The organism is Occallatibacter savannae, assembly GCF_003131205.1.
Taxonomy (GTDB): Bacteria; Acidobacteriota; Terriglobia; order Terriglobales; family Acidobacteriaceae; genus Telmatobacter; species Telmatobacter savannae.
Map to the genome: position 1 here is coordinate 681,753 of NZ_QFFY01000001.1, position 20,364 is coordinate 702,116.

Annotated in this window: 13 protein-coding genes; 8 read left to right on the forward strand and 5 right to left on the reverse strand. The window is 61.0% G+C overall.

The window, feature by feature from the left end:
* The first annotated feature begins 380 nt into the window (after positions 1–380).
* The 4 genes from DHV10_RS02990 (at position 381) to DHV10_RS03005 (ending at position 8,686) form a co-directional block, all read left to right on the forward strand.
* Complete coding sequence (locus DHV10_RS02990; RefSeq protein ID WP_109484817.1) at positions 381–3,506, forward strand: isoleucine--tRNA ligase; 3,126 nt, start codon at positions 381–383, stop codon at positions 3,504–3,506.
* The gene (gene lspA, locus DHV10_RS02995) at positions 3,503–4,024 is read left to right on the forward strand and encodes a signal peptidase II (RefSeq protein ID WP_109484818.1); all 522 of its coding nucleotides are present in this window, start codon (positions 3,503–3,505) and stop codon (positions 4,022–4,024) included. Before DHV10_RS02990 ends, lspA begins: the two co-directional genes overlap by 4 nt.
* Before the next feature lie 453 nt (positions 4,025–4,477).
* Positions 4,478–7,111 (forward strand): M1 family metallopeptidase, encoded by a 2,634-nt coding sequence (locus tag DHV10_RS03000; RefSeq protein WP_239461263.1) that lies wholly within the window; start codon positions 4,478–4,480, stop codon positions 7,109–7,111.
* Positions 7,112–7,354: 243 nt separating this feature from the next.
* Positions 7,355–8,686 carry a metal-dependent hydrolase family protein gene (locus DHV10_RS03005; protein ID WP_109484820.1) on the forward strand — a complete coding sequence of 444 codons (1,332 nt, stop codon included), beginning with the start codon at positions 7,355–7,357 and terminating at the stop codon, positions 8,684–8,686.
* A 352-nt stretch (positions 8,687–9,038) separates the two neighbouring features.
* Here DHV10_RS03005 and hutH read toward each other — a convergent pair whose 3' ends face one another.
* Positions 9,039–10,556, reverse strand: a complete 1,518-nt coding sequence (gene hutH / locus DHV10_RS03010) for a histidine ammonia-lyase (RefSeq protein ID WP_109484821.1) — start codon at positions 10,554–10,556, stop codon at positions 9,039–9,041.
* 391 nt (positions 10,557–10,947) lie between these two features.
* On the opposite strand from hutH, the gene DHV10_RS03015 reads away from it, so the two are divergent.
* The 3 genes from DHV10_RS03015 (at position 10,948) to DHV10_RS03025 (ending at position 14,455) form a co-directional block, all read left to right on the forward strand.
* Positions 10,948–12,033 (forward strand): Gfo/Idh/MocA family protein, encoded by a 1,086-nt coding sequence (locus DHV10_RS03015; protein ID WP_109484822.1) that lies wholly within the window; start codon positions 10,948–10,950, stop codon positions 12,031–12,033.
* A gap of 112 nt (positions 12,034–12,145) precedes the next feature.
* Positions 12,146–13,291, forward strand: coding sequence for a Gfo/Idh/MocA family protein (locus DHV10_RS03020; RefSeq protein WP_204101306.1), 1,146 nt, complete (start codon positions 12,146–12,148; stop codon positions 13,289–13,291).
* Between the two features lie 24 nt (positions 13,292–13,315).
* Complete coding sequence (locus tag DHV10_RS03025) at positions 13,316–14,455, forward strand: sugar phosphate isomerase/epimerase family protein (protein ID WP_109484823.1); 1,140 nt, start codon at positions 13,316–13,318, stop codon at positions 14,453–14,455.
* A 31-nt stretch (positions 14,456–14,486) separates the two neighbouring features.
* On the opposite strand, the gene DHV10_RS03030 is transcribed toward DHV10_RS03025, so the two are convergent.
* From DHV10_RS03030 to DHV10_RS03040, 3 genes are all read right to left on the reverse strand, one after another.
* Positions 14,487–15,851: an MFS transporter gene (locus DHV10_RS03030; protein WP_239461264.1), complete on the reverse strand. Its 1,365-nt coding sequence runs from the start codon at positions 15,849–15,851 to the stop codon at positions 14,487–14,489.
* A gap of 5 nt (positions 15,852–15,856) precedes the next feature.
* On the reverse strand, positions 15,857–17,065 hold the full coding sequence (manD, locus tag DHV10_RS03035) for a D-mannonate dehydratase ManD (RefSeq protein WP_109484824.1): 1,209 nt from the start codon (positions 17,063–17,065) through the stop codon (positions 15,857–15,859).
* A gap of 81 nt (positions 17,066–17,146) precedes the next feature.
* Positions 17,147–17,923: an SDR family NAD(P)-dependent oxidoreductase gene (locus DHV10_RS03040; RefSeq protein ID WP_109484825.1), complete on the reverse strand. Its 777-nt coding sequence runs from the start codon at positions 17,921–17,923 to the stop codon at positions 17,147–17,149.
* A 171-nt stretch (positions 17,924–18,094) separates the two neighbouring features.
* On the opposite strand from DHV10_RS03040, the gene DHV10_RS03045 reads away from it, so the two are divergent.
* Entirely contained in the window at positions 18,095–19,192 is a 1,098-nt protein-coding gene (locus tag DHV10_RS03045; protein ID WP_109484826.1) for a sugar kinase, read from the forward strand.
* 10 nt (positions 19,193–19,202) lie between these two features.
* Here DHV10_RS03045 and DHV10_RS03050 read toward each other — a convergent pair whose 3' ends face one another.
* Complete coding sequence (locus DHV10_RS03050; RefSeq protein WP_162601147.1) at positions 19,203–20,270, reverse strand: MBL fold metallo-hydrolase; 1,068 nt, start codon at positions 20,268–20,270, stop codon at positions 19,203–19,205.
* Between the last annotated feature and the right edge of the window lie 94 nt (positions 20,271–20,364).

Sequence of the window (20,364 nt, forward strand, 5' to 3'; positions counted from 1 at the left end):
CTGCTGCGACCGCCCCGTCGGGCTATCGCTCACGTCCAGGTCCACCTCTCCATTATGCTCGACACTGCCCGCGCTTGTCTTTAGATGAGCTTTGGCAGTATCCAGGATTGCTGACTTCTCCAGAGAACCATAGCTCTCCGAAGTGAGAGTTCCCATAAACGATAGACGGGCGGGGTAAGCAGTTGTTACCGCAAAATTCTCGCCCACCTCGATACTTCAATTCAATGAACCGAAAGTGCCAATGGTGTTAACTAAAACCAAATCATTCCGCCTCTGACCCGACCGACCCGCGCCCTCCAACCGGCACCCGTTGCGTCCCTCGACCCGCCATTTGATCTAAACTAAACATTCAAGATTCTCTTTCGCTTACGGGAGTTCCAATGTCTTCTGCGCCTGAACTAAAGGCGACCCTTTCTCTGCCGCAAACTGCCTTCCCCATGAAGGCAAATCTGCCTCAGAATGAGCCCCTGCGCCTCAAAAAGTGGGCCGAACAGCGCCTTTACCAGAAGCTCCGCGAAGCCAGCGCCGGCCGTCCCGCCTACCTGCTTCACGACGGACCTCCCTACGCCAACGGCCCCATCCATCTCGGTCACGCCCTCAACAAGGGACTCAAAGACTTTGTCGTGAAGTCAAAAACTATGGCCGGCTTCGACTCGCCCTACGTCCCCGGCTTCGACTGCCATGGCCTGCCCATCGAGATCAAGGTCGACGAACAACTCGGCCGTAAAAAGCTGGAGATGCCCGCACCGGCAGTGCTGGATGCCTGCCGCGCCTACGCCCAGAAATACATTGACCTGCAAACGCAGCAATTCGAGCGCATCGGTGTCTTCGGGCGTTGGCAAAAGCCCTACATGACCATGGCCCGCGACTACGAGGCCCGCACTCTAGAGGCCTTCTACGGCTTCCTCGAGAAGGGCTTCGTCTACCGCGGACTCAAACCCGTCTACTGGTGCATCCACGACCGCACCGCCCTCGCCGAAGCCGAAGTCGAATACGAGAGCCACACCAGCCCATCCATCTACGTCCGCTATCGCATGACCTCCGCGCCCGAGGCCCTTACGCCTGCCCTCGCCGGACGCGAAGTCTACACCATCATCTGGACGACCACTCCATGGACCATACCCGCCTCCATGGCCGTCACCTTCCATCCCGACTTCGAATACGTCGCCCTCTCCACATCGGACTCTCCACAAGGGGTGCCCCAGGTCCCTCGCACTTGGGGACCTGGGAGTGGTGCCCAAACCGGCGACTCCTCCCCTGCGGGTAGCAGTGTGGGAAGCGGGAAAGCCGGCCCCGTCTACATCGTCGCCGCCGAACTCGCCCCCGCCGTCATCGCCGCCTGCAAGCTCGGCAACACCACTGAACTCGCCCGTTTCAAAGGCAGCCAGCTCGAGCACACCACCTACAAACACCCCTTCCTCGAGCGCAGCATCCTCGGCGTCCTTGGAACCTACGTCACCGCCGACCAGGGTACCGGCGCAGTTCACACCGCTCCCTCCCACGGCGCCGACGACTTCTACACCGGCCAGCGCTATTCATTGGATCAGACGTGCCGCGTCGACTCCGCCGGCCGCCTCCACGCCGATCCCGACGCCTGGAAGCTCGCCTCTCCGCCTCCTTTCGAAGACAAGACCGTCTGGCAGGCCAACCCCATCGTCATCGCCATGCTCGAGGAACACCGCGCTCTTCTTGCCGTTAGCGACCTCCAGCACTCCTACCCCCACTGCTGGCGCTGCCACAACCCCGTGATCTTCCGCGCCACAGAGCAGTGGTTCATCTCGCTTGAAACGCCGATGAAGCGCGCCGACGGCGCCGATACCACTTTCCGTCAACTCACCATCGAAGAAATCGACAAGGTCGTCTGGGATCCCTCCTGGGGCAAAGAGCGCATCACCAACATGATCGCCACCCGCCCCGACTGGTGCATCAGCCGCCAGCGCATCTGGGGCGTGCCCATCGCCGTCTTCATGTGCGAGGGCTGCAACGACCCCATCATCGATCCCGCGCTCGACAAGAAGATCGTCGATCTCTTCGAACGCGAAGGCGCCGAAGCCTGGCACACTACCGCCATCTCCGACATCCTTCCCGCCGGAACCAGATGCGCCAGGTGCGGCGGCACCACGTTCCGCAAAGAGACCGACATCCTCGACGTCTGGTTCGACTCCGGCACTAGCTGGTTCGCCGTCTGCGAATCCGACCCCGACCTCAGACCGGCTTACACAGCCTTCCAACGCGCAGAAACCTATCAGGACACGACTGCCGGTACGGGTTCCAACAATTTGGGAGGCGAGGAGCGTCAGGGCACGACTTCAGTCGTGCCGAAGGTCGCTTCAAAACAAGCCGGGGCTTTAACCCCTGTCCGCCCCGAGGTCCTTTACCTTGAAGGTGGCGACCAGCATCGCGGCTGGTTCCACTCCTCCCTCCTCACCTCCGTCGCCCTCCGCGGCCGCGCGCCCTACTCGCACGTCGCCACCGCCGGCTGGACCCTCGATGAACAGGGCCGCGCCATGTCCAAATCTCTCGGCAACGGCGTCGACCCCGTCGACATCGCCGAACGCATGGGCGGCGAAATCGTCCGCCTTTGGGTCGCCTCCATCGACTTCCGCGAAGACATGGCCGCCAGCGAAAACCTTATGGCCCGCTGCGCCGAGCTATATCGCAAGCTGCGCAACACCTTCCGCTTCCTCCTCGGCAACCTCAACGGCTTCGATCCCACGCGGGATCGCGTCGCGGAGTGCGAACTCCTGCCACTCGATCGCTACATGCTCGCCCGCACCCGCGAACTTACCGAAAAGATCCTCGCCTTCTACGAGGCCTTTGAATTCCACCGCGTCTATCACGCCGTCAACGAGTTCGCCATCGTCGACCTCAGCTCCTTCTACCTCGACGTGTTGAAAGACCGCATGTACACCTTTGCGCCGACGAGCAAAGAGCGCCGCTCCGCACAGACCGTCCTCTGGCAGATCACCGAAGCCCTCGTCCGCCTCGTCGCCCCCATCCTGAGCTTCACCGCCGACGAAGTCTGGGAATACCTCCCCAAAATCGCCGGCCGCGAAGAGAGCGTCCATCTCGCTCTCTTCCCCAAACGCGAAGCCATCTTCTCCTCCGACCCCGCTCTCGTCCTCCAAGAGTGGAAGCAGATCTTCGCCATCCGCGACGAAGCTCTCCGCGTTCTCGAAGAAGCCCGCCAAGCCAAGCGCATCGGAAAGGGCCTCGAAGCCGACGTCGAGATCGCCGCTTCCGGCGAAGACCTCGCGCTCCTCCAGCGCCACGCCGCCGGATTGAAGGAAATCATCAACGTCTCCAATGTCCGCGTTCTCTCCAGCAGCGCCGACGTGCCGCTCGCGATCACTGCCCTTCCCGCCAGTGGCCACAAATGCGCCCGCTGCTGGAACTTCATGCCCGAAGTCTCCAGCTACGGCATCTGGCAAAACGTCTGCACCCGCTGCCACCACGCCCTCCACGAGATGGGCATTCCCGAACCCGAGCCGGAGGCAGCTAAGTGAGCTTTCCCCCGCCGCGCAAACTTCCCTGGCTCCTCCTCTTCTCAGCGCTCATCATCGTCGCCGATCGCTTCACCAAGGCGCTCGTCTCCACCCACATCGCTCTGGGCGAAGCCATCACCGTCATTCCCGGCTTCCTCCGCATCACCCACTGGCTCAACGAAGGCGCAGCCTTCTCGCTCTTCGCCGACTCCGCTTCGCCCAACGCCGTTCGCTGGGGACTCATCGCCTTCTCCGCCCTCGCCGGACTCGCCGTCCTCATCGCGCTCATCCGGCTCGGCAGTCGCATCAGCCTCACCACCATTGCGCTGGCCCTCGTCCTCGGCGGCGCCATCGGCAATCTTCACGACCGCATTCGCTACGGCTCTGTCGTCGATTTCATCGAGGTCCACATCTTCGGCTACCACTGGCCCGACTTCAACGTCGCCGACAGCTGCATCGTCATCGGTGCCTGCCTGCTCCTCCTCGACTCCCTCCTCACACGCAAGCAACCCGAAGCGTCTGTCGTCGAAACTCACTAGTTCCGCTCCACAGCCCACCCGCTAACTTGCTAACTCGCTAACGCCGCGTAGCGGCGCTAACTCGCTGCCCTTGTCCTAAAAACAATCTCCAACACCGACTGCAAAGAAATATCCTCATCACCTCACCCAGCGATCATCCGCGCCGCAGGCGCAACGTACGTAGCCCCGCGCTTCAGCGCCGGGCACTCGGAAGTAAACGAACGAGTCCCGTAGGGACGATGATTCTGCACGCGACCTAATCCCGCCTTCCGCCTCATCCCGCTGGAACTTCATTCCGTCACATCCCGTACCTACCTTCTGACGGCCTTGTACCCTAAAATGACAAAGGCCAGCGCACTGCAGGTCCTGTCGGTATCAGGCATTTCCTTAGTGCGACTTAGCCGCATTTCGAGCCGCTCGAAGTAAAAGGTGGAACCCCGAGTTTCATCGGTACATAAGGTTCACGAGGATTGAATGAATACGAGTCTCCCCCGGCGCTCCATGCGCCTTGCTCTGTCCTGTAGTCTCATCGCCTGCATCAGCTGGATCTCACCCGCCCAAGCCCAACGCCTCCCCACCACCGTCCTTCCCCAGCACTACGCACTCACTCTCACCCCCGATCTCAAAGCCGCCACCTTCACCGGCTCCGAAACCATTGATGTCACGCTCGCGGAGCCCACCAGCAGCATCGCACTCAACGCCAACGACCTGACATTCGATTCAGTCAGAATCTCCGCCTCAGGCAAGGACCAAACCGCCACCGTCTCCATCGACAAAGAAAAGGAACAGGTCACCTTCACCGTTCCCGATCAGCTCCCCGCCGGCAAAGCCACCCTGCACATCGAGTACAGCGGCATCCTCAACGGCCAGTTGCGCGGCTTCTATCTCTCCAAAACAGCCAGGCGCAACTACGCCGTCACGCAATTCGAATCCACCGATGCGCGCCGAGCCTTCCCCTCCTTCGACGAGCCTGCCTTCAAGGCCACTTACGATGTCACCCTCATCGTTGACAAGGGCGACACCGCCATCTCCAACGGCCCTGTCCTCAGCGACAAGCCCGGCCCGGCCGCCGACAAGCACACCATCAAGTTCCTCACTACGCCGAAGATGTCCACCTACCTCGTCGCCTTCCTCGTAGGCGATTTCAAGTGCTCATCCGGTTCCCAAGATGGCGTCGCCATTCGCACCTGCTCCACACCCGACAAGGTCGCCCTCACCCCCTACGGTGTAGACGTTGCTAAGTACGTGCTTCACTACTACAACAACTACTTCGGCATTCCCTACCCCCTCAAGAAACTCGACCTCATCGGCCTGCCCGACTTCGAAGCCGGCGCAATGGAGAACTTCGGCGCCATCACGTACCGCGAAACCGCACTTCTCATCGATCCCAAAACTGCCTCTGAGAACGCGAAGCGCGAGGTCGCCCTCGTCATCGCACACGAAATGGCGCACCAGTGGTTCGGCGATCTCGTCACCATGCAATGGTGGGACAACGTCTGGCTCAACGAAGGCTTCGCCACCTGGATGGAAAACAAGCCTGTCGCCGCCATGCACCCCGAGTGGAACATCGATCAGATGGTCATCTCCGGCCTTGACGGCACGCTCAACCTTGACGCGCAGCCCACCACGCGCGCCATACGAGCCCGCGCCGACACGCGTGACGAAATCGAACAGATGTTCGACGGCATCTCCTACGGCAAAGCCAGCGACGTTCTGCTCAGCGTCGAAAACTACGTCGGTCCTGAAGTCTTTCGGCAGGGCGTGCACAGCTACCTCTCCGCGCATCTCTACGGCAATGCGACCGCTGAAGATTTCTGGAACGCGCAGACCGCCACCAGCCACAAGCCCGTGGACAAAATCATGGACGGACTCATTGGCCAGCCCGGCGTACCGCTCCTCACCTTCGGCCAGCCCTCCGGCGGAAAGGTCTCCGTCTCGCAGCGGCGCTTCTTCCTGAGCCCCAGCATCCAGCCCGATCCCGCACAGAAGTGGACGCTCCCTGTCTGCTTCAAAACCGCCGGTAACAAGCAGGATTGCCAGCTCCTCACTCCTGAGACCACTTCACTCAACGTCCCCGACAATCAACCCTTCTTCGCCAACGCCGGCGGCAAAGGCTACTACCGCACGGCCTACACTCCCGGCGACTACTCCGCAATCACCGCGCATCTCGAAATCACACTCACGCCTCCCGAGCGCATCAGCCTCATCGGCGATGAGTGGGCTCAGGTCCGCGCAGATAAAGCCACCGTCGGCGACTATCTCAAACTGGTCTCCGCGATCAAGGACGACTCCAACGCAGACGTCGTCTCCACCGCTCTCGACGGGCTTGCCGCGATTCGCGAACGCGTTGCCGCAACACCGCAGGAGAAGGACGCTCTCGAAAGCTGGTTCCGCCAGAACTTCGAGGCGGAGTACACTAGGCTCGGTCCGCCCTCCGCCTCCGACACGCCCAACAAGAAGCAGCTTCGCGCTCTTCTCTTCGCCGCTCTTGGCGAAGCCAACGATCCGCAAATCCTCGCACAGGCCCGTGAGATGAGCCAGAAATATCTTGCCAACCCCGCATCGGTCGAACCCAACCTCGCTCAGACCGCGCTCCAAATCACCGCTCGCAACGGCGACGCCGCTCTCTTCGATCAGCTGCAGAAGATCGCCGAGACTTCAACCAATCCCGAAATCCAGACCGGCGCACTTCACCTGCTCGCGCTTTTCGAAAACCCCGACTTGGCAAAACGCGCCCTCGAGTACGCAGTCTCTGACAAGGTCCGTAATCAGGACGCTGCCATCCAACTCGCCATCGCACTCGATACGGACAAGACCCGCGACCTCGCCTGGAGCTTCATCCAGAACCACTGGGACGAGGTGAAGAAAGAATTCACCCCCGAGCTCGGCTCAGCAGTCGTCGGCGCCACCAGCTCCTTCTGCTCTGCAGATGCCCGCGACGACGTCTCGCAGTTCTTCTCAACCCACAAAGTTCCCGCCGCTGACCAAACGCTCAAGCACGCCATCGAGCGCATTAACGGCTGCATCGAACTTCGCAAACTACAGGAACCCAACCTCCGCAGTTGGCTGCAAACGCAATCGCACAGCACCAGCGACTCCGCCCACTAGCGACTCACCACGCCATCATCGGGTGCCCCGGTCCCTCGTTTTCGGGACCGGGGTTTTCATTTGCTCTTAGGAAAACCGGGTGCACCAGGTCTTCCGCCTTTGAAGACCAGCGAACCGAAGATACTGAGAGCCGTGGACTAGGAACTAGGAACTATGAACTACGAACTGTGAACTAAGAACTCACCACCAACTGACAACTGACAACTAAAAACTGTCTCTCGAAGTGTTACCTTCAAACCCAAGATGACACGTTCAACTTCCCTGATCCTTGCCGCGGTTGTCTTCCTCTGCATATCCATCACGTCGGCCCAGCAAGACTCCAAACCCGCTACCACGCAGGCAGTCCTCGCCGGCAAACTCATCGACGTCCGCACCGGCAATGTCCGCCAGCATGCCTACATCCTCATCGCCGGCGACCGTATTCAATCCATCGCCGACTCCGCACCCTCCGGCATCCCCGTCACCGATCTCTCCAGCTACACCGTCCTCCCCGGCCTCATCGACGCCCACGCCCACACGCTCTCCAATCCCACATCGCAAAGCATTGCCGTCGAACTGCGCACCTCCATTCCGCAACACACCCTCTGGGGCGTCTATAACCTCCGCCTCTGGCTCGACCACGGCTTCACCTCGCTCCGCGACGCCTGTGAAGGCCCCGCCGACTACCCACAATTCGCCTTGCGCGACTCCGTCAAGCGCGGCATCATCCTTGGCCCCCGCATCACCGCCGCAGGCAGCTGCGTCTCCCTCACCGGCGGACACGGCGACGGCACTCCCTTCTCCGCCGACATGGACCTGCCCCGCCGTCCGAACGTCGCCGACACCGTCGACGACATCGCCCACGTCGTCCGCCGCGACATTAAATACGGCGCCGACTGGATCAAGCTCATGGCTACCGGCGGTGTTATGGACCCCATCTCCGACTTCCACGTCCAGGAACTCAGCGAAGCGCAGATGGCCGCAGCAGTTGAAATCGCCCACCGGGCCGGCAAGAAAGTCATGGCCCACGCCGAAGGCGCAGCCGGAATCAAAGCCGCGGTCCGCGCCGGCGTCGACTCCATCGAACACGGCACCATGCTCGACGAAGAAGGCGCCCAGCTCATGGAGCAGCATCACACCTGGCTCGTCCCTACTCTCTATTGCTTCCAGCACGACATGGAGACCGGCCTCAGCAAAGGCCGCGACCCCGACTCCTTCGCCAAGGGCAAAGAGATCATGGCTGCGCAGGGCCCCGCTTTCAAGCTCGCCCTCGCTCACCACATCCGCGTCGCCTATGGTGTCGACGACGATGACGTCGACGAATCAGTCTCCAAAGAATTTGGCGCACTCGTCCGCGGCGGCATGACCACCCTCGGAGCCCTTCAAGCCGCCACCATCAACGCTGCCACCATGCTCGAAAAAGACAAAGACGTCGGCACCATCGAGCCCGGCCGCTATGCCGACATCGTCGCCGTGCAAGGCGATCCCCTCGCCGACATCACCGTCATGGAACACGTAGCCTTCGTCATGCAAGGCGGCCGCATCATCAAAGACCCAGCCCACCCCGACCGCAACCCCGTCACCCACCTGAAGTAAAAGTCCTTCACGCGCTCCACCTAATCACTTGATCATGTGGGTGCCCCCGGTCCCTCGCTTTTGGGGACCGGGGATAAGTCTCAATGGCGCCAACTGAAAACCTAACTACAACGACTGTCATGCTGAGCGAACGGGGCCCCAAACGTTTTCTTCAGTTCGGTGGTGGTGAGTCGAACCATCTGCAGTCGCTTTTCTTACTCACCGCCAACATCTGCTGACGAAGGTTCGTCTCAAGTTGTCGGCACGCGACAACCGTTGTTTTCCGAGAGTAAAGATCCGCTGACCCGCTGACCCGCTTGGCGCGAAGCGCCGCTGACCCGCTAAGAGAAGAACACGGAACGCGGAGCCAACTCTATCCCCTCCATCCATCCAATACCCCACTCCGCACCGCTAAGGCCATCGCCTCGATATCCCCCGCCAGCACCCGATCCCGCTCCAGCCGCGGCACCACTCCGCGAATCGCAGCATGCGCCTCCTCAATCCGAGTACTCGACTTCAACGGTCTCCGAAACTCCAGCGCCTGCGCCGCGCACATCAGCTCAATTCCCAGCACCCGCTCCACATGCTCCACAATCTGCCGCAGCTTGATCGCTCCCGTCATCCCCATCGACACGTGATCCTCTTTGCCTCCATCCGTCGGAATACTCCCCGTCGACGAAGGATGCGCCAGCACCTGGCACTCGTTGATCAGCGCCGCCGCCACAATCTGCGCGATCATGAACCCCGACGACAACCCCGGATCGACCGCCAGAAACGCCGGCAGTCCCTCATTAATATCCGGATTCAGCAGCCGATCGATTCTCCGTTCCGTAATCCCCGCTAAATCCGTCATCGCAATCGCCGCATAGTCAAACGCGTACGACAACGGCGCTCCGTGAAAATTTCCACCCGAAATCACCGCCGCATTCGTCCCTGCAAACACCAGCGGATTATCCGTGGCCGAGCCCGCCTCAACCTCCAGCACGCCCGCCACATGCTCCAGCACCCCGCGCACGGCCCCGTGCACCTGCGGCATGCACCGCAAACAATACGCATCCTGCACGCGCGTATCGTGCTCCCGGTGCGACTCGCGAATCTGCGAGCCCTCCAGCAGCTTCATCAAATGCTCTGCCGCCGCAATCTGTCCCGCATGAGGCCGAGCCTTCTGGATCCGCGCATCGAACGCCGCCGGAGTTCCCTTCAACGCGTCGAGCGCCATCGCTCCTGACGCGTCGCACAACTCCACTACGCGCCGCGCCCGCGCCACCGCCAGCGCACCCACCGCCGTCATCGCCTGCGTCCCGTTCAGCAGCGCCAGCCCTTCCTTCGCCGTCAACTCCACAGGCCTCAGCCCCGCCCTCCGCAGCGCCTCGCCGCCCTCAATCCGCTCTCCGCGATAGAACGCCTCTCCCTCGCCAACCACCACGAGCGCTAGATGCGCCAGCGGCGCCAGATCCCCGCTCGCCCCGACTGACCCCTTCTCCGGAATCACCGGATTCACGCCCGCATTCACCATCGCCACCAATAGCTCCAGCAGCTCCGGCCGCACTCCGCTGAATCCCTTCGCCAGCACATTCGCCCGCAGCAGCACCATCGCGCGTGCTTCCGCCTCGCTCAGCGGCTGCCCCACGCCTCCCGCATGGCTCCGCACAAGATTGATTTGCAGTTCCGCCAGCTTGTCGCCCGGTACGCGAACATCCGCCAGCTTTCCAAACCCGGTGTTCACGCCATACACCGTCTCACCCGCCGCCAGAATCCCCTCAATCAGCCCGCGGCTCTCCGCTACACGCCTCAAAGCCTCCGGCGCCACCTCCACCCGCATGCCTTTAGCCGCCACATCCTCGATCTCGTTCAGCGTCAGCGCCTGCCCATCCAAAACCAGCTTTTCCATAAAGCCGATCTTAGCGCGACGGCTCCTCCCCGCGGTCGGACGATCGCGTCTACCTCGAAAGCCCGCACCATCAAAGCTGTGCCCCGTTCATCGCTTCGTCCGGGGTCCCCGGGCGACAGGTCTTCGTCGCTGGGGTGGTTGAGCGATGAGCGGGCGTCCTCCTCCCAGTCCGATATCTGCAGCCACAAAGCCCGCACCACCACAAACCCGCTGACTCGGCAACTAGCTACGGCGCGAAGCGCCGCTAACTTGCTAAACGATCAAAAACGACATCATCCACCCTTCAAACTGCTCCTCCATCAGCCTGGCCTTCCGGATCTACCTGTTTAGAAAGGCACCGTCCACATCGTCCGCGACACTACAATCGGTGTGTATCCCTCTTCGAGGTCCCATGACCATCACACGCAGAGACTTCTCCCGCCTTGCCGCTTTCGGCGCAGCCGCTCATTTAATCCCCGCATCTGCCCGCGCCCAATCAAGCGAAAAGAAAATCGGCTACGCCGTCATCGGACTCGGCCGCATCGCCGGACACTTCATCGCCGGTGCACATGCTACCAACAACTCGCAAATCACCGCCCTCGTCAGCGGACACCGCGACAAAGCCGAAAAGATCGCTGCCCAGAACAACATCCCGTCCAGTTCCATCTACAGCTACGAAAACTTCGACGAGATCGCCCGCAATCCCGCCGTTGACGCCGTTTACGTCGCCCTGCCCAACTCGATGCACGCCGAGTACACCATCCGCGCCGCCAAGGCCGGCAAGCACGTGCTATGCGAGAAGCCAATGGCCACCAGCGTCGAAGACTGCGAAAAGATGATCGCCGCTTGCAAAGCCGCTAACAAAAAGCTGATGGTCGCCTACCGATGCCACTATGAGCCCACCAACCTGCGCTCCATCAAGCTCATCCGCGACGGCGTCCTCGGCCAGGTGCAGACCATCCAGAGCGCCTTCGGCTTCAACATCGCTAAAGGCGAATGGCGTCTCAGCAAAGCGCTCGCCGGCGGCGGGCCGCTCTACGACGTCGGCATTTACTCGCTCAACGCCTGTCGCTATCTCACCGGCGAAGAGCCCGGCCACATCTCCGCGTACTCCTCCGTCATTGATCACGACGGCCGCTTCAACGAAGTCGAAGAGAACGTCTCATGGTCGATGCACTTCCCCTCCGGCATCCTCGCAAGTTGCAGCACCACCTACGGCGCCAACATGGGGGGCTACTTCCGCGTCTACGGCTCCAAAGGCTGGTTCCAGGTCGATAACGCCTTCGCATATGACGGCCTCCATCTACGCGGCGAGCTCTCCGGCAAGCAGCTCGACGAGCCAAACCCCTCGAAAGACCCTTCCCACTTCCAGGCCGAATCCGAACACTTCTCCCATTGCCTTCAAAACAACCTCGAACCGCAGTCGCCCGGAGAAGAAGGTCTCCGCGACATGCAATACATCGCTCAGATCTATAAATCTGCCGGCATTGCCGTGTGACGCGCCCAGCCCGACTCCTGAGTACCGCCATTCGACCGTGGCGCATTTGACGCACCCGCGCCATCTCCCTGAGACTTCTGTGTGACAACAGAACGAAAGTTGAGGAGCTTCAATGGCTGTTCAGCGCAAATTGCGCATGGGAATGGTAGGTGGCGGACCAGGTGCTTTTATTGGACCGGTGCATCGCATCGCCGCAGAACTTGACGGCAAGATCGAACTCGTAGCTGGAGCGTTCTCTCAGTCTCCGGAGCGCTCGCGCGCCGCCGGCGAGATGTACAAACTTGACCCGGCCCGCGCCTATGCCGATTACAAGGCAATGATCGAAGCCGAGAAGAAGCGCAGCGACGCCATCGACTTCGTCGCTATCGTCACGCCCAACCATCTCCACATGCCCGTCGCCGTAGCTGCGCTCGAGGCTGGATTTCCGGTCATGAGCGACAAGCCGGCAACGGCGACCTACGCCGAAGCCGTTGACCTCGAAAAAGCCGTCGCAAAGAGCGGCCTCCCCTATGGCCTGACTCACACCTACGCCGGCTACTCCATGGTCCGCGAAATGCGCCACATGGTCGCGAGCGGCAAACTCGGGAAGGTTCGCAAGATCGCTGTCGAATATCTGCAAGGCTGGCTGTCGAATCCCATCGAAACCTCTGGCCAGAAGCAGGCCTCCTGGCGCTCCGACCCCGCGCAGAGCGGTGCCGGCGGATGCATCGGCGACATTGGCACGCACGCGTTTCATCTCACCGAGTACGTAACCGGCCTCAAGGTCGTTGGCGTCAACGCCTCGCTTCTCTCCGTCGTTCCGGGCCGTAAGCTCGACGACGACTGCACCGCTCTTCTGCGGATGGACAATGGTGCGCAGAGCGTTCTCATGACCTCGCAGATTGCCGCGGGCGAACGCAACGACATGCGCCTCCGCGTCTATGGCGAAAAGGGTTCGCTGGAGTGGCATCAGGAGGATCCGAATCGCCTCAGCGTCAAGTGGCTCGACGGCCCGGAAGAAATCCGGCACGCCGCTGCGGGATATCTCAGCGACGACGCACGCGCCGTCACGCGTCTACCCGGCGGCCACCCCGAAGGCTACCTTGAAGCCTTCGCGGTCCTGTACCGAGAGTTCTCGGACGCGCTAATAGCGTGGCAGGACAGCCACACAGCTTCACTCCCATCCACGCTGCCCTCAATCGAAGCCGGCGTGCGTGGCATGCGCTTCATCGATCGCGCCGTTGAGAGCAGCAAAAAACAGAGCTGGGTTGAGTTTTAGAGCAGGATTCATAGGAGCGAAATCATGAAAACAATTCTTGGGCCGGCAATTTTCCTTGCTCAATTTGCTGATGATCAGGCGCCGTTCAACACCCTCGAAGGCATGGCGCACTGGGCCTCGCAGCTCGGCTTCGTAGGCGTCCAGATCCCCTCATGGGACAGCCGTCTGTTCAACCTCAAACTAGCCGCCGAGAGTCGCGACTACTGCGAAGAAATTACGGGCATCCTCGACGGCGCAGGCCTTAAGCTCACCGAACTTTCAACGCACCTCCAGGGTCAGCTCGTAGCCAGCAATCCCGCCTACGATGCTCTGCTCGATGGGTTCGCGCCAGCCCAGATCTCCGGAAGGCCGAGAGAGCAGCAGGTCTGGGCAACGCAGCAGTTGCAGTGGGCTGCCGAAGCCAGCAACAATCTCGGCCTCAAAGCGCACGCGACCTTCTCAGGCGCTTTGGCCTGGCCCTACTTCTATCCATGGCCGCAGCGTCCCGCAGGCTTGGTCGAAGAAGCCTTTGACGAACTAGGCCGGCGCTGGACTCCAATCCTCAATCTCTTCGAGGAAGCAGGCGTCGACGTCTGCTTCGAGTTGCATCCCGGCGAAGATCTCCACGACGGCGTCACCTTCGAGCGCTTCCTCAAGTCAGTAAACAACCACAGGCGCGCCAACATCCTCTACGATCCCAGCCACATGATCCTGCAACAGCTCGACTATCTCGAGTTCATCGACTTCTACCACGACCGCATCCGCGCCTTTCACGTCAAAGACGCCGAGTTCCGCCCCAACGGAAAGGCCGGCGTCTACGGCGGCTACCAGGCATGGATCGATCGACCCGGCCGCTTCCGCTCCCTCGGCGATGGCCAGATCGACTTCAAAGCCATCTTCAGCAAAATGGCGCAGTACGACTACCCCGGATGGGCCGTGCTCGAGTGGGAGTGCTGCATCAAGCACCCCAAGGTCGGAGCCGCCGAAGGCGCGCAGCTCATCAAACAGTGGATTATCAAGGTCACGGAGAAAGCCTTTGACGACTTCGCCGGATCGGGAGCCGACGCCGAAAAGAACCGCAAGATCCTCGGGCTCGGCGCAAAGCAAAGCGGATCCGGTGCGGATCAGGGTGCCTCTTCGGAACAGACTGTAGAAGCAGCTGACAAATCCCGGGCCGAAGGTTAGGGATCCTCGCAACGGCCGGGCAGTTGCTTCATCAACTGCTCGGCAGCTCCGCCCTCTTGAGTCCCGGCGCCAGCATCCGCAGCAGCAGGAGTGCAATCAGGTACGCACAGCCCGAATAGATAAACAGCGGTACGAATCCCGACTGCGTGTGCAAGTCCTTCGCTCGCTGCAAAACGTCGCCCGCGATCGGCTGAAAAATTGCTCCGCCCAATGCGCCGGCAACCTGCCCAAAGCTCACCACAGTGCCAACATGCTCCGACGGGAACATATCGGACACTGTCGTAAAGATGTTCGCCGACCATCCCTGATGCGCCGCCGCCGCAAGTGCCAGCAGTCCCACCGCGAGCCACTGCGACTTCAAGGTGCCCACCGTAACCACCGGCAGTACGCAGCATGCGCAGGTCAGCATCGCGGCCAGTCTAGCTTTCTTCAGGGGCATCCCCAGCCGCGTGTAGCCCTTCGGCAGCCACCCGCCATAGACACTTCCGAAAGTCGAGACCACGTACACCGACACAAGCGGCAGTCCCATGTGCGTCAGGTCAAGTGAGAAGCGCGAATGAAAATATTGAGGAAGCCAGAACAGAAAGAACCACCACACGGCGTCCGTTAAAAACTTCCCCACCATAAACGCCCACGCCTGCCGATACTGAAGCAGTCGCCACCACGCAAACTCGCTTGCATTCGGCGCCTTGAACGAAGGTCCATCCGCCGAGTCCATCGATTGGCTCGGCTTGCGGTACTGGATAGACCACCAGACGATCCACACCAGCGAGAAGATCCCCGTCACCAGAAACGACGCTCTCCAGCCGAAGTGCACAGCAACCCACGGCACGAGCACCGGCGCAACAATCGCTCCAACACCGGCGCCGGAATTGAAGATCCCCGTTGCCAGCGAGCGCTCCCGCGGTGGGAACCACTCCGCCGTAGCCTTGATCGCCGCCGGAAAATTCCCGCTCTCGCCGAGCCCGAGAAAGAATCGCGCCACTCCAAATCCAGCCACTGAGCGAACCAGTGCATGCGACATCGCTGCCAGGCTCCACAATCCGGTCACAAGCGGATAGCCCTTTCGGCAGCCCATCCGGTCCACAAGCCGCCCGGCGAAGACGACTCCCAGCGCGTACGCGATCTGAAACGCCCACAGAATCCATCCGTAAGCGTGATCCGTGATATTGATCCTCGTCTCGAACGAAGGCCATCCCGGGAACAACGGATGCAACTGCACCACCTGTCCGCGCAGGTCCGGTTTGAGCACGGAGAGAACCGTACGATCCACATAGTTGATCGTCGTCGCCACAAACAACATTGCGCAGATCGTCCAGCGCCCCTTCAGTGCCGGAACTTCTTCTCCAGCCATCGTCCGTGTTCGCTCGTCTACCGGCTTCGTCGGATTCACCATTTGTCTCACCAGTCCGTGAGTGTTCCATCCAGCTTACGGTTCACGGGCAGATACGCCCGCTCGTACTCGTACTTCGCCGCAAGCTTTTCATCCAGATCCACGCCAAGCCCCGGAGCATCGCCCGGATACATCATTCCATCTCTGAAGCTGTAGTTATGAGGAAACACAGCGTTCGTCTCGTCCGTATGCGGCATATGCTCCTGGATACCGAAGTTGTGTATTGCCAAATCAAAGTGCAGCGCCGCAGCCATCGTCACCGGCGACAAGTCCGTCGCCCCATGAAATCCAGTCCGCACGTGATACATCGCCGCGAAGTCCGCCGCCTTCTTAAGGTGCGTCAGCCCGCCTCCATGCACCACCGTCATACGCAGATAGTCGATCCACTGGTTACGAATCAGCTCATGTGCATCCCACACTGAGTTAAACACCTCGCCAACAGCAATCGGCGTAGTCGTGTGCTCGCGAATTCTCTTGAAACCTTCCTGCAACTCCGCCGGCGTCGGATCCTCCATCCAGAACAGATGGAACGGCTCCAACTCCCTGCCCAGCCTTCCCGCCTCAATCGGAGTCAGCCGGTGGTGGCAATCATGCAACAGGTGCAGTTCCTCGCCGAATTCCTCCCGTACACGCGCAAACAGATTCGGTACATGCCGCAGATACAGTTCCGTCGACCACTCATACTCATGCGGCAATCCGCGCTCCGCTGGCTCATAACGCCCCGCCCCCTTCGGAACCCCGTACGTGCTCTTCAGCCCTGGAATCCCACTCTGCACGCGAATCGCCTTGTATCCAAGCTCCTTGTGCTTCGCCACATCTCCAATCGCAGCGTCGATGTCGCCTCCGTTCGCATGCGCATACACCAGCACGCCCTCGCGGCTCTTTCCCCCAAGCAGGTTGTACACCGGCGTATTCAGCGCTTTGCCCTTGATATCCCACAGCGCCACATCCACGGCCGCAATCGCCGTCATCGTCACTGGCCCGCGCCGCCAGTACGCGCCGCGATAAAGGTACTGCCAGATGTCCTCGGTCTGAAAAGGATCGCGTCCAACAATACACGGAATTACATGCTCAGTGAGATAGCTCACCACAGCCATCTCACGCCCGTTCAGCGTGCCATCCCCGAGTCCGTAAATCCCTTCGTCCGTCTCCACCTTCAGCGTGACAAAGTTCCGCCCCGGCGAAGTGACATTGACGTACGCATTCGTGATCTTCAATTTGCTTCACCCGCCCTGCGATCCGGGCCAGTTCGCATACGCGCCAATCTGATCACTGACCCTGACCACTGATCCCTGTCCCTACTGATTCACTCCACTCGCCAGGAACCCGCCATCCACCGCCACAATCTCGCCCGTCACATACGACGCCGCTTCTGATGCAAGAAAAATCGCCGCTCCCGCCAGTTCGCTCGTCTTCCCCCAGCGGCCCATCGGCACGCGCATGTGCAACTCCTCGCCTCGTGGCGTGCCCGTGATCAGCTTTGCGTTCAGTTCAGTCGGAAACATTCCCGGCGCAATCGCATTGACGTTCACGCCGGTCTTCGCCAGTTCCACAGATAGCACTTTGGTCAGCGAACCCACCGCGGCCTTCGACGCCGAATACGCCGCCACCTGGAAGAAACCAACAAAGGTCGTGAGCGAAGCAATATTGATAATCCGCCCGTATCCAGCCTTCACCATCGTCTTCCCAAAAATCTGGCATGCGCGCAGCGTCCCGGTCAGGTTCGTCTCAATCACCCGCGACCAGTCCGCCTCTGAGGTCTCCAGCGTCGGAGCCTTATACGTCACTCCTGCCGCATTCACCAGAATGTCGACCTTGCCAAACGCGCTCAGCACCTCATCATGCACCTTCTCGAGCGAACCGCGATCGAGCACATCGCTCGTCACCCGCAGAGTCTTGCGCCCCAGCGCCTCAATCTCGCCGGCAGCCTTCTCCACCTGCTCCTTGCGCCGCGAACTCGCCACCACGTCCGCCCCAGCCTCCGCCAGTCCCAGCGCAATCGCATGGCCTATGCCCGTGGTCCCACCCGTAACAACTGCAACCCTGCCGCTCAAATCAAACAGCTTCGTGCTCATCTCTATCCTCGTGTTTTCTAAAGGCGAGCGCTCAACTTCGCGCTCCAGGTCAACCCCATTTTGCTGACCCCCAAAATCTATCACGGTGCATCGCTGCGCCTCTCAGCCAGGTAGCCACGCACCACCTCGCCCACCCCATGCATTACAGTTTTCAGTGAATCGATTTTCTCTATGGAACCTCTTCTGATTCCCGACGCAAACCGCCGCTGGGACTGCATCAGCCTCGGCGAAGTCATGCTGCGCCTCGACCCTGGCGAAGGACGCATCCACACCGCGCGCCAGTTCACCGTCTGGGAAGGCGGCGGCGAATACAACGTCGCCCGCGGCCTTCGTCGCTGCTTCGGCCTGCGCACCTCCATCGCCACCGCGCTTGCCGACAACCCGGTCGGCCGCCTTGTGGAGGACTTCATTCTTCAGGGCGGCGTCGACACCTCCCTCCTCCGCTGGATTCCCTACGATGGCGTCGGCCGCACCGTACGGAACGGGCTCAACTTCACTGAGCGCGGCTTCGGCCTTCGCGCCGCCGCAGGCTCCAGCGATCGCGGACACACCGCCATCAGCCAGGTCAAACCCGGCGACTTCGACTGGTCCGCAATCTTCGGCTCAACGAACGGCGCCCGCTGGCTCCACACCGGCGGCATCTTTGCCGCCCTCTCCGCCTCAACTGCCGACGTTGCCGCCGAAGCCATGGACGCAGCCCGCGCGCACGGCACGCCCGTGTCCTACGACCTCAACTACCGCGACTCACTCTGGCGCTCCATCGGCGGCAAGGCCAAGGCACAGGAAGTCAACCGCACCCTCGTCCGCAAAGTCGACCTCCTCCTCGGCAACGAGGAAGATTTCTCCGCCATGCTTGGCGTCGAGTTGAAAGGAGTGGCCGAGGACTTTTCCGAACTGCCCGTCGACGCATATGAAGAGATGCTCCGCGAAGTAGCCGCTCTCTACCCGAATCTCAAGCTCATCGCCAGCACGCTTCGCACAGCCACCACAGCCAGCCGCAACGCCTGGGGTGCGATCGCCCTTTACCAGGACAAGATCGTCCACGTCCCGCAGTTCGAAATGGACATTCTCGATCGCGTCGGCGGAGGCGACAGCTTCGCATCCGGGCTCATCTACGGCCTGCTCGCCGCCAAGCCGATTGACTGGGCTGTCCGCTGCGGCGTTGCCCACGGCGCGCTTGCAATGACGACCGCCGGAGACACCAGCATGGCCACACTCCCCGAGGTCGAACGCGCCATGAAAGGCGGCTCTGCCCGCATCGCCCGCTAGCCGCGAAAAATCAACCTGCGTGGTTCACACCGTGCGAGTGCGCATGACTCCGTCTGGCGGTATGGCCATAATCCGCGAAGGCAGTCATTGGCTTGCCGCTCAACTCTTCATAGACTTTCTGAACCTGGCCCGGGAAGCCATCGTCCTTCCCTCCATCGGAAACATAGCGTGCCACCTGAGCATTGACCTTCATCGCCTTGCGGATTTCTTCGATCTTCGCCTTTGCGACCTCGGGCGAAGCGTTCATCAGCTTCGAATGCACCTGGTCCTGTAGAACCTTGAAGAACGCCTGCTGATCATCCAGCACCGATGCCACCGATCGCGGACCGTGTCCTGTGCAGATCGTCGTGGCGCCCAGCTTCTTCGCCGCTTCCAGAGTGGCGATCCACTTTTCCACATCGCCATCGCCGACAAAGTTGTACGGCCCGTTCACGCACACATCGCCGGTAAACAGGATCTTCTCCTTCGGCAGCCACGCCACCGCATCTCCGCGCGTGTGCGCAACGCCGAGGTGCATCAACTCCACGCGATGCTTTCCGTCATCAAAGTAGAGTTCCTTCGGAAACAGCACACTGGGAGGCTTCAGCCTTGTGTCCTTCAGATCGGGCCTCCCACCAACCGCCTGCTCCCACCGCCCGGGCTTGCCTCCGTAGTAGCCCGTCTCCAGCCGCCGCATTTCATCCAGCACGCCCGTGTGCGCCACGGGAACTGCGCCGGCCTCAACATACACCTGATTGCCGTAAGCGTGATCTCCATGATGATGCGTGTCGAAGGCGAACCGGATCGGCTTATCCGTGAGCGCTCGAATCTTGCTAATCATCAGTTTGGCCCCAGCCGGATAGTTGGCGTCCACCACAAGAACGTAGTCCTCAAAGACAATCCATCCGTTGTTGCAGGCCGCAGGAGCATCATCTGCAAGGCTGCCTTCGTGGAAATAGACGCCCGGAGCGATCTGGTCCACATCCACCGATTCCGCTGCAGATGCCACCGTCCTGCCGCGCAGAATCTCCGCTTCGGCCGCCACGCTCAAAAACGCCGTGCTGGTCGCAAGAAACTCCCGTCGATTCACCTTGCACATCGCGCACCCTCCTGCCCTGTTCATGAATGCGCGAATTATACCGGTCGACCTTGGGCCCCGGCGTACAATTGCGAAACCTACGAATCGGTCAGGA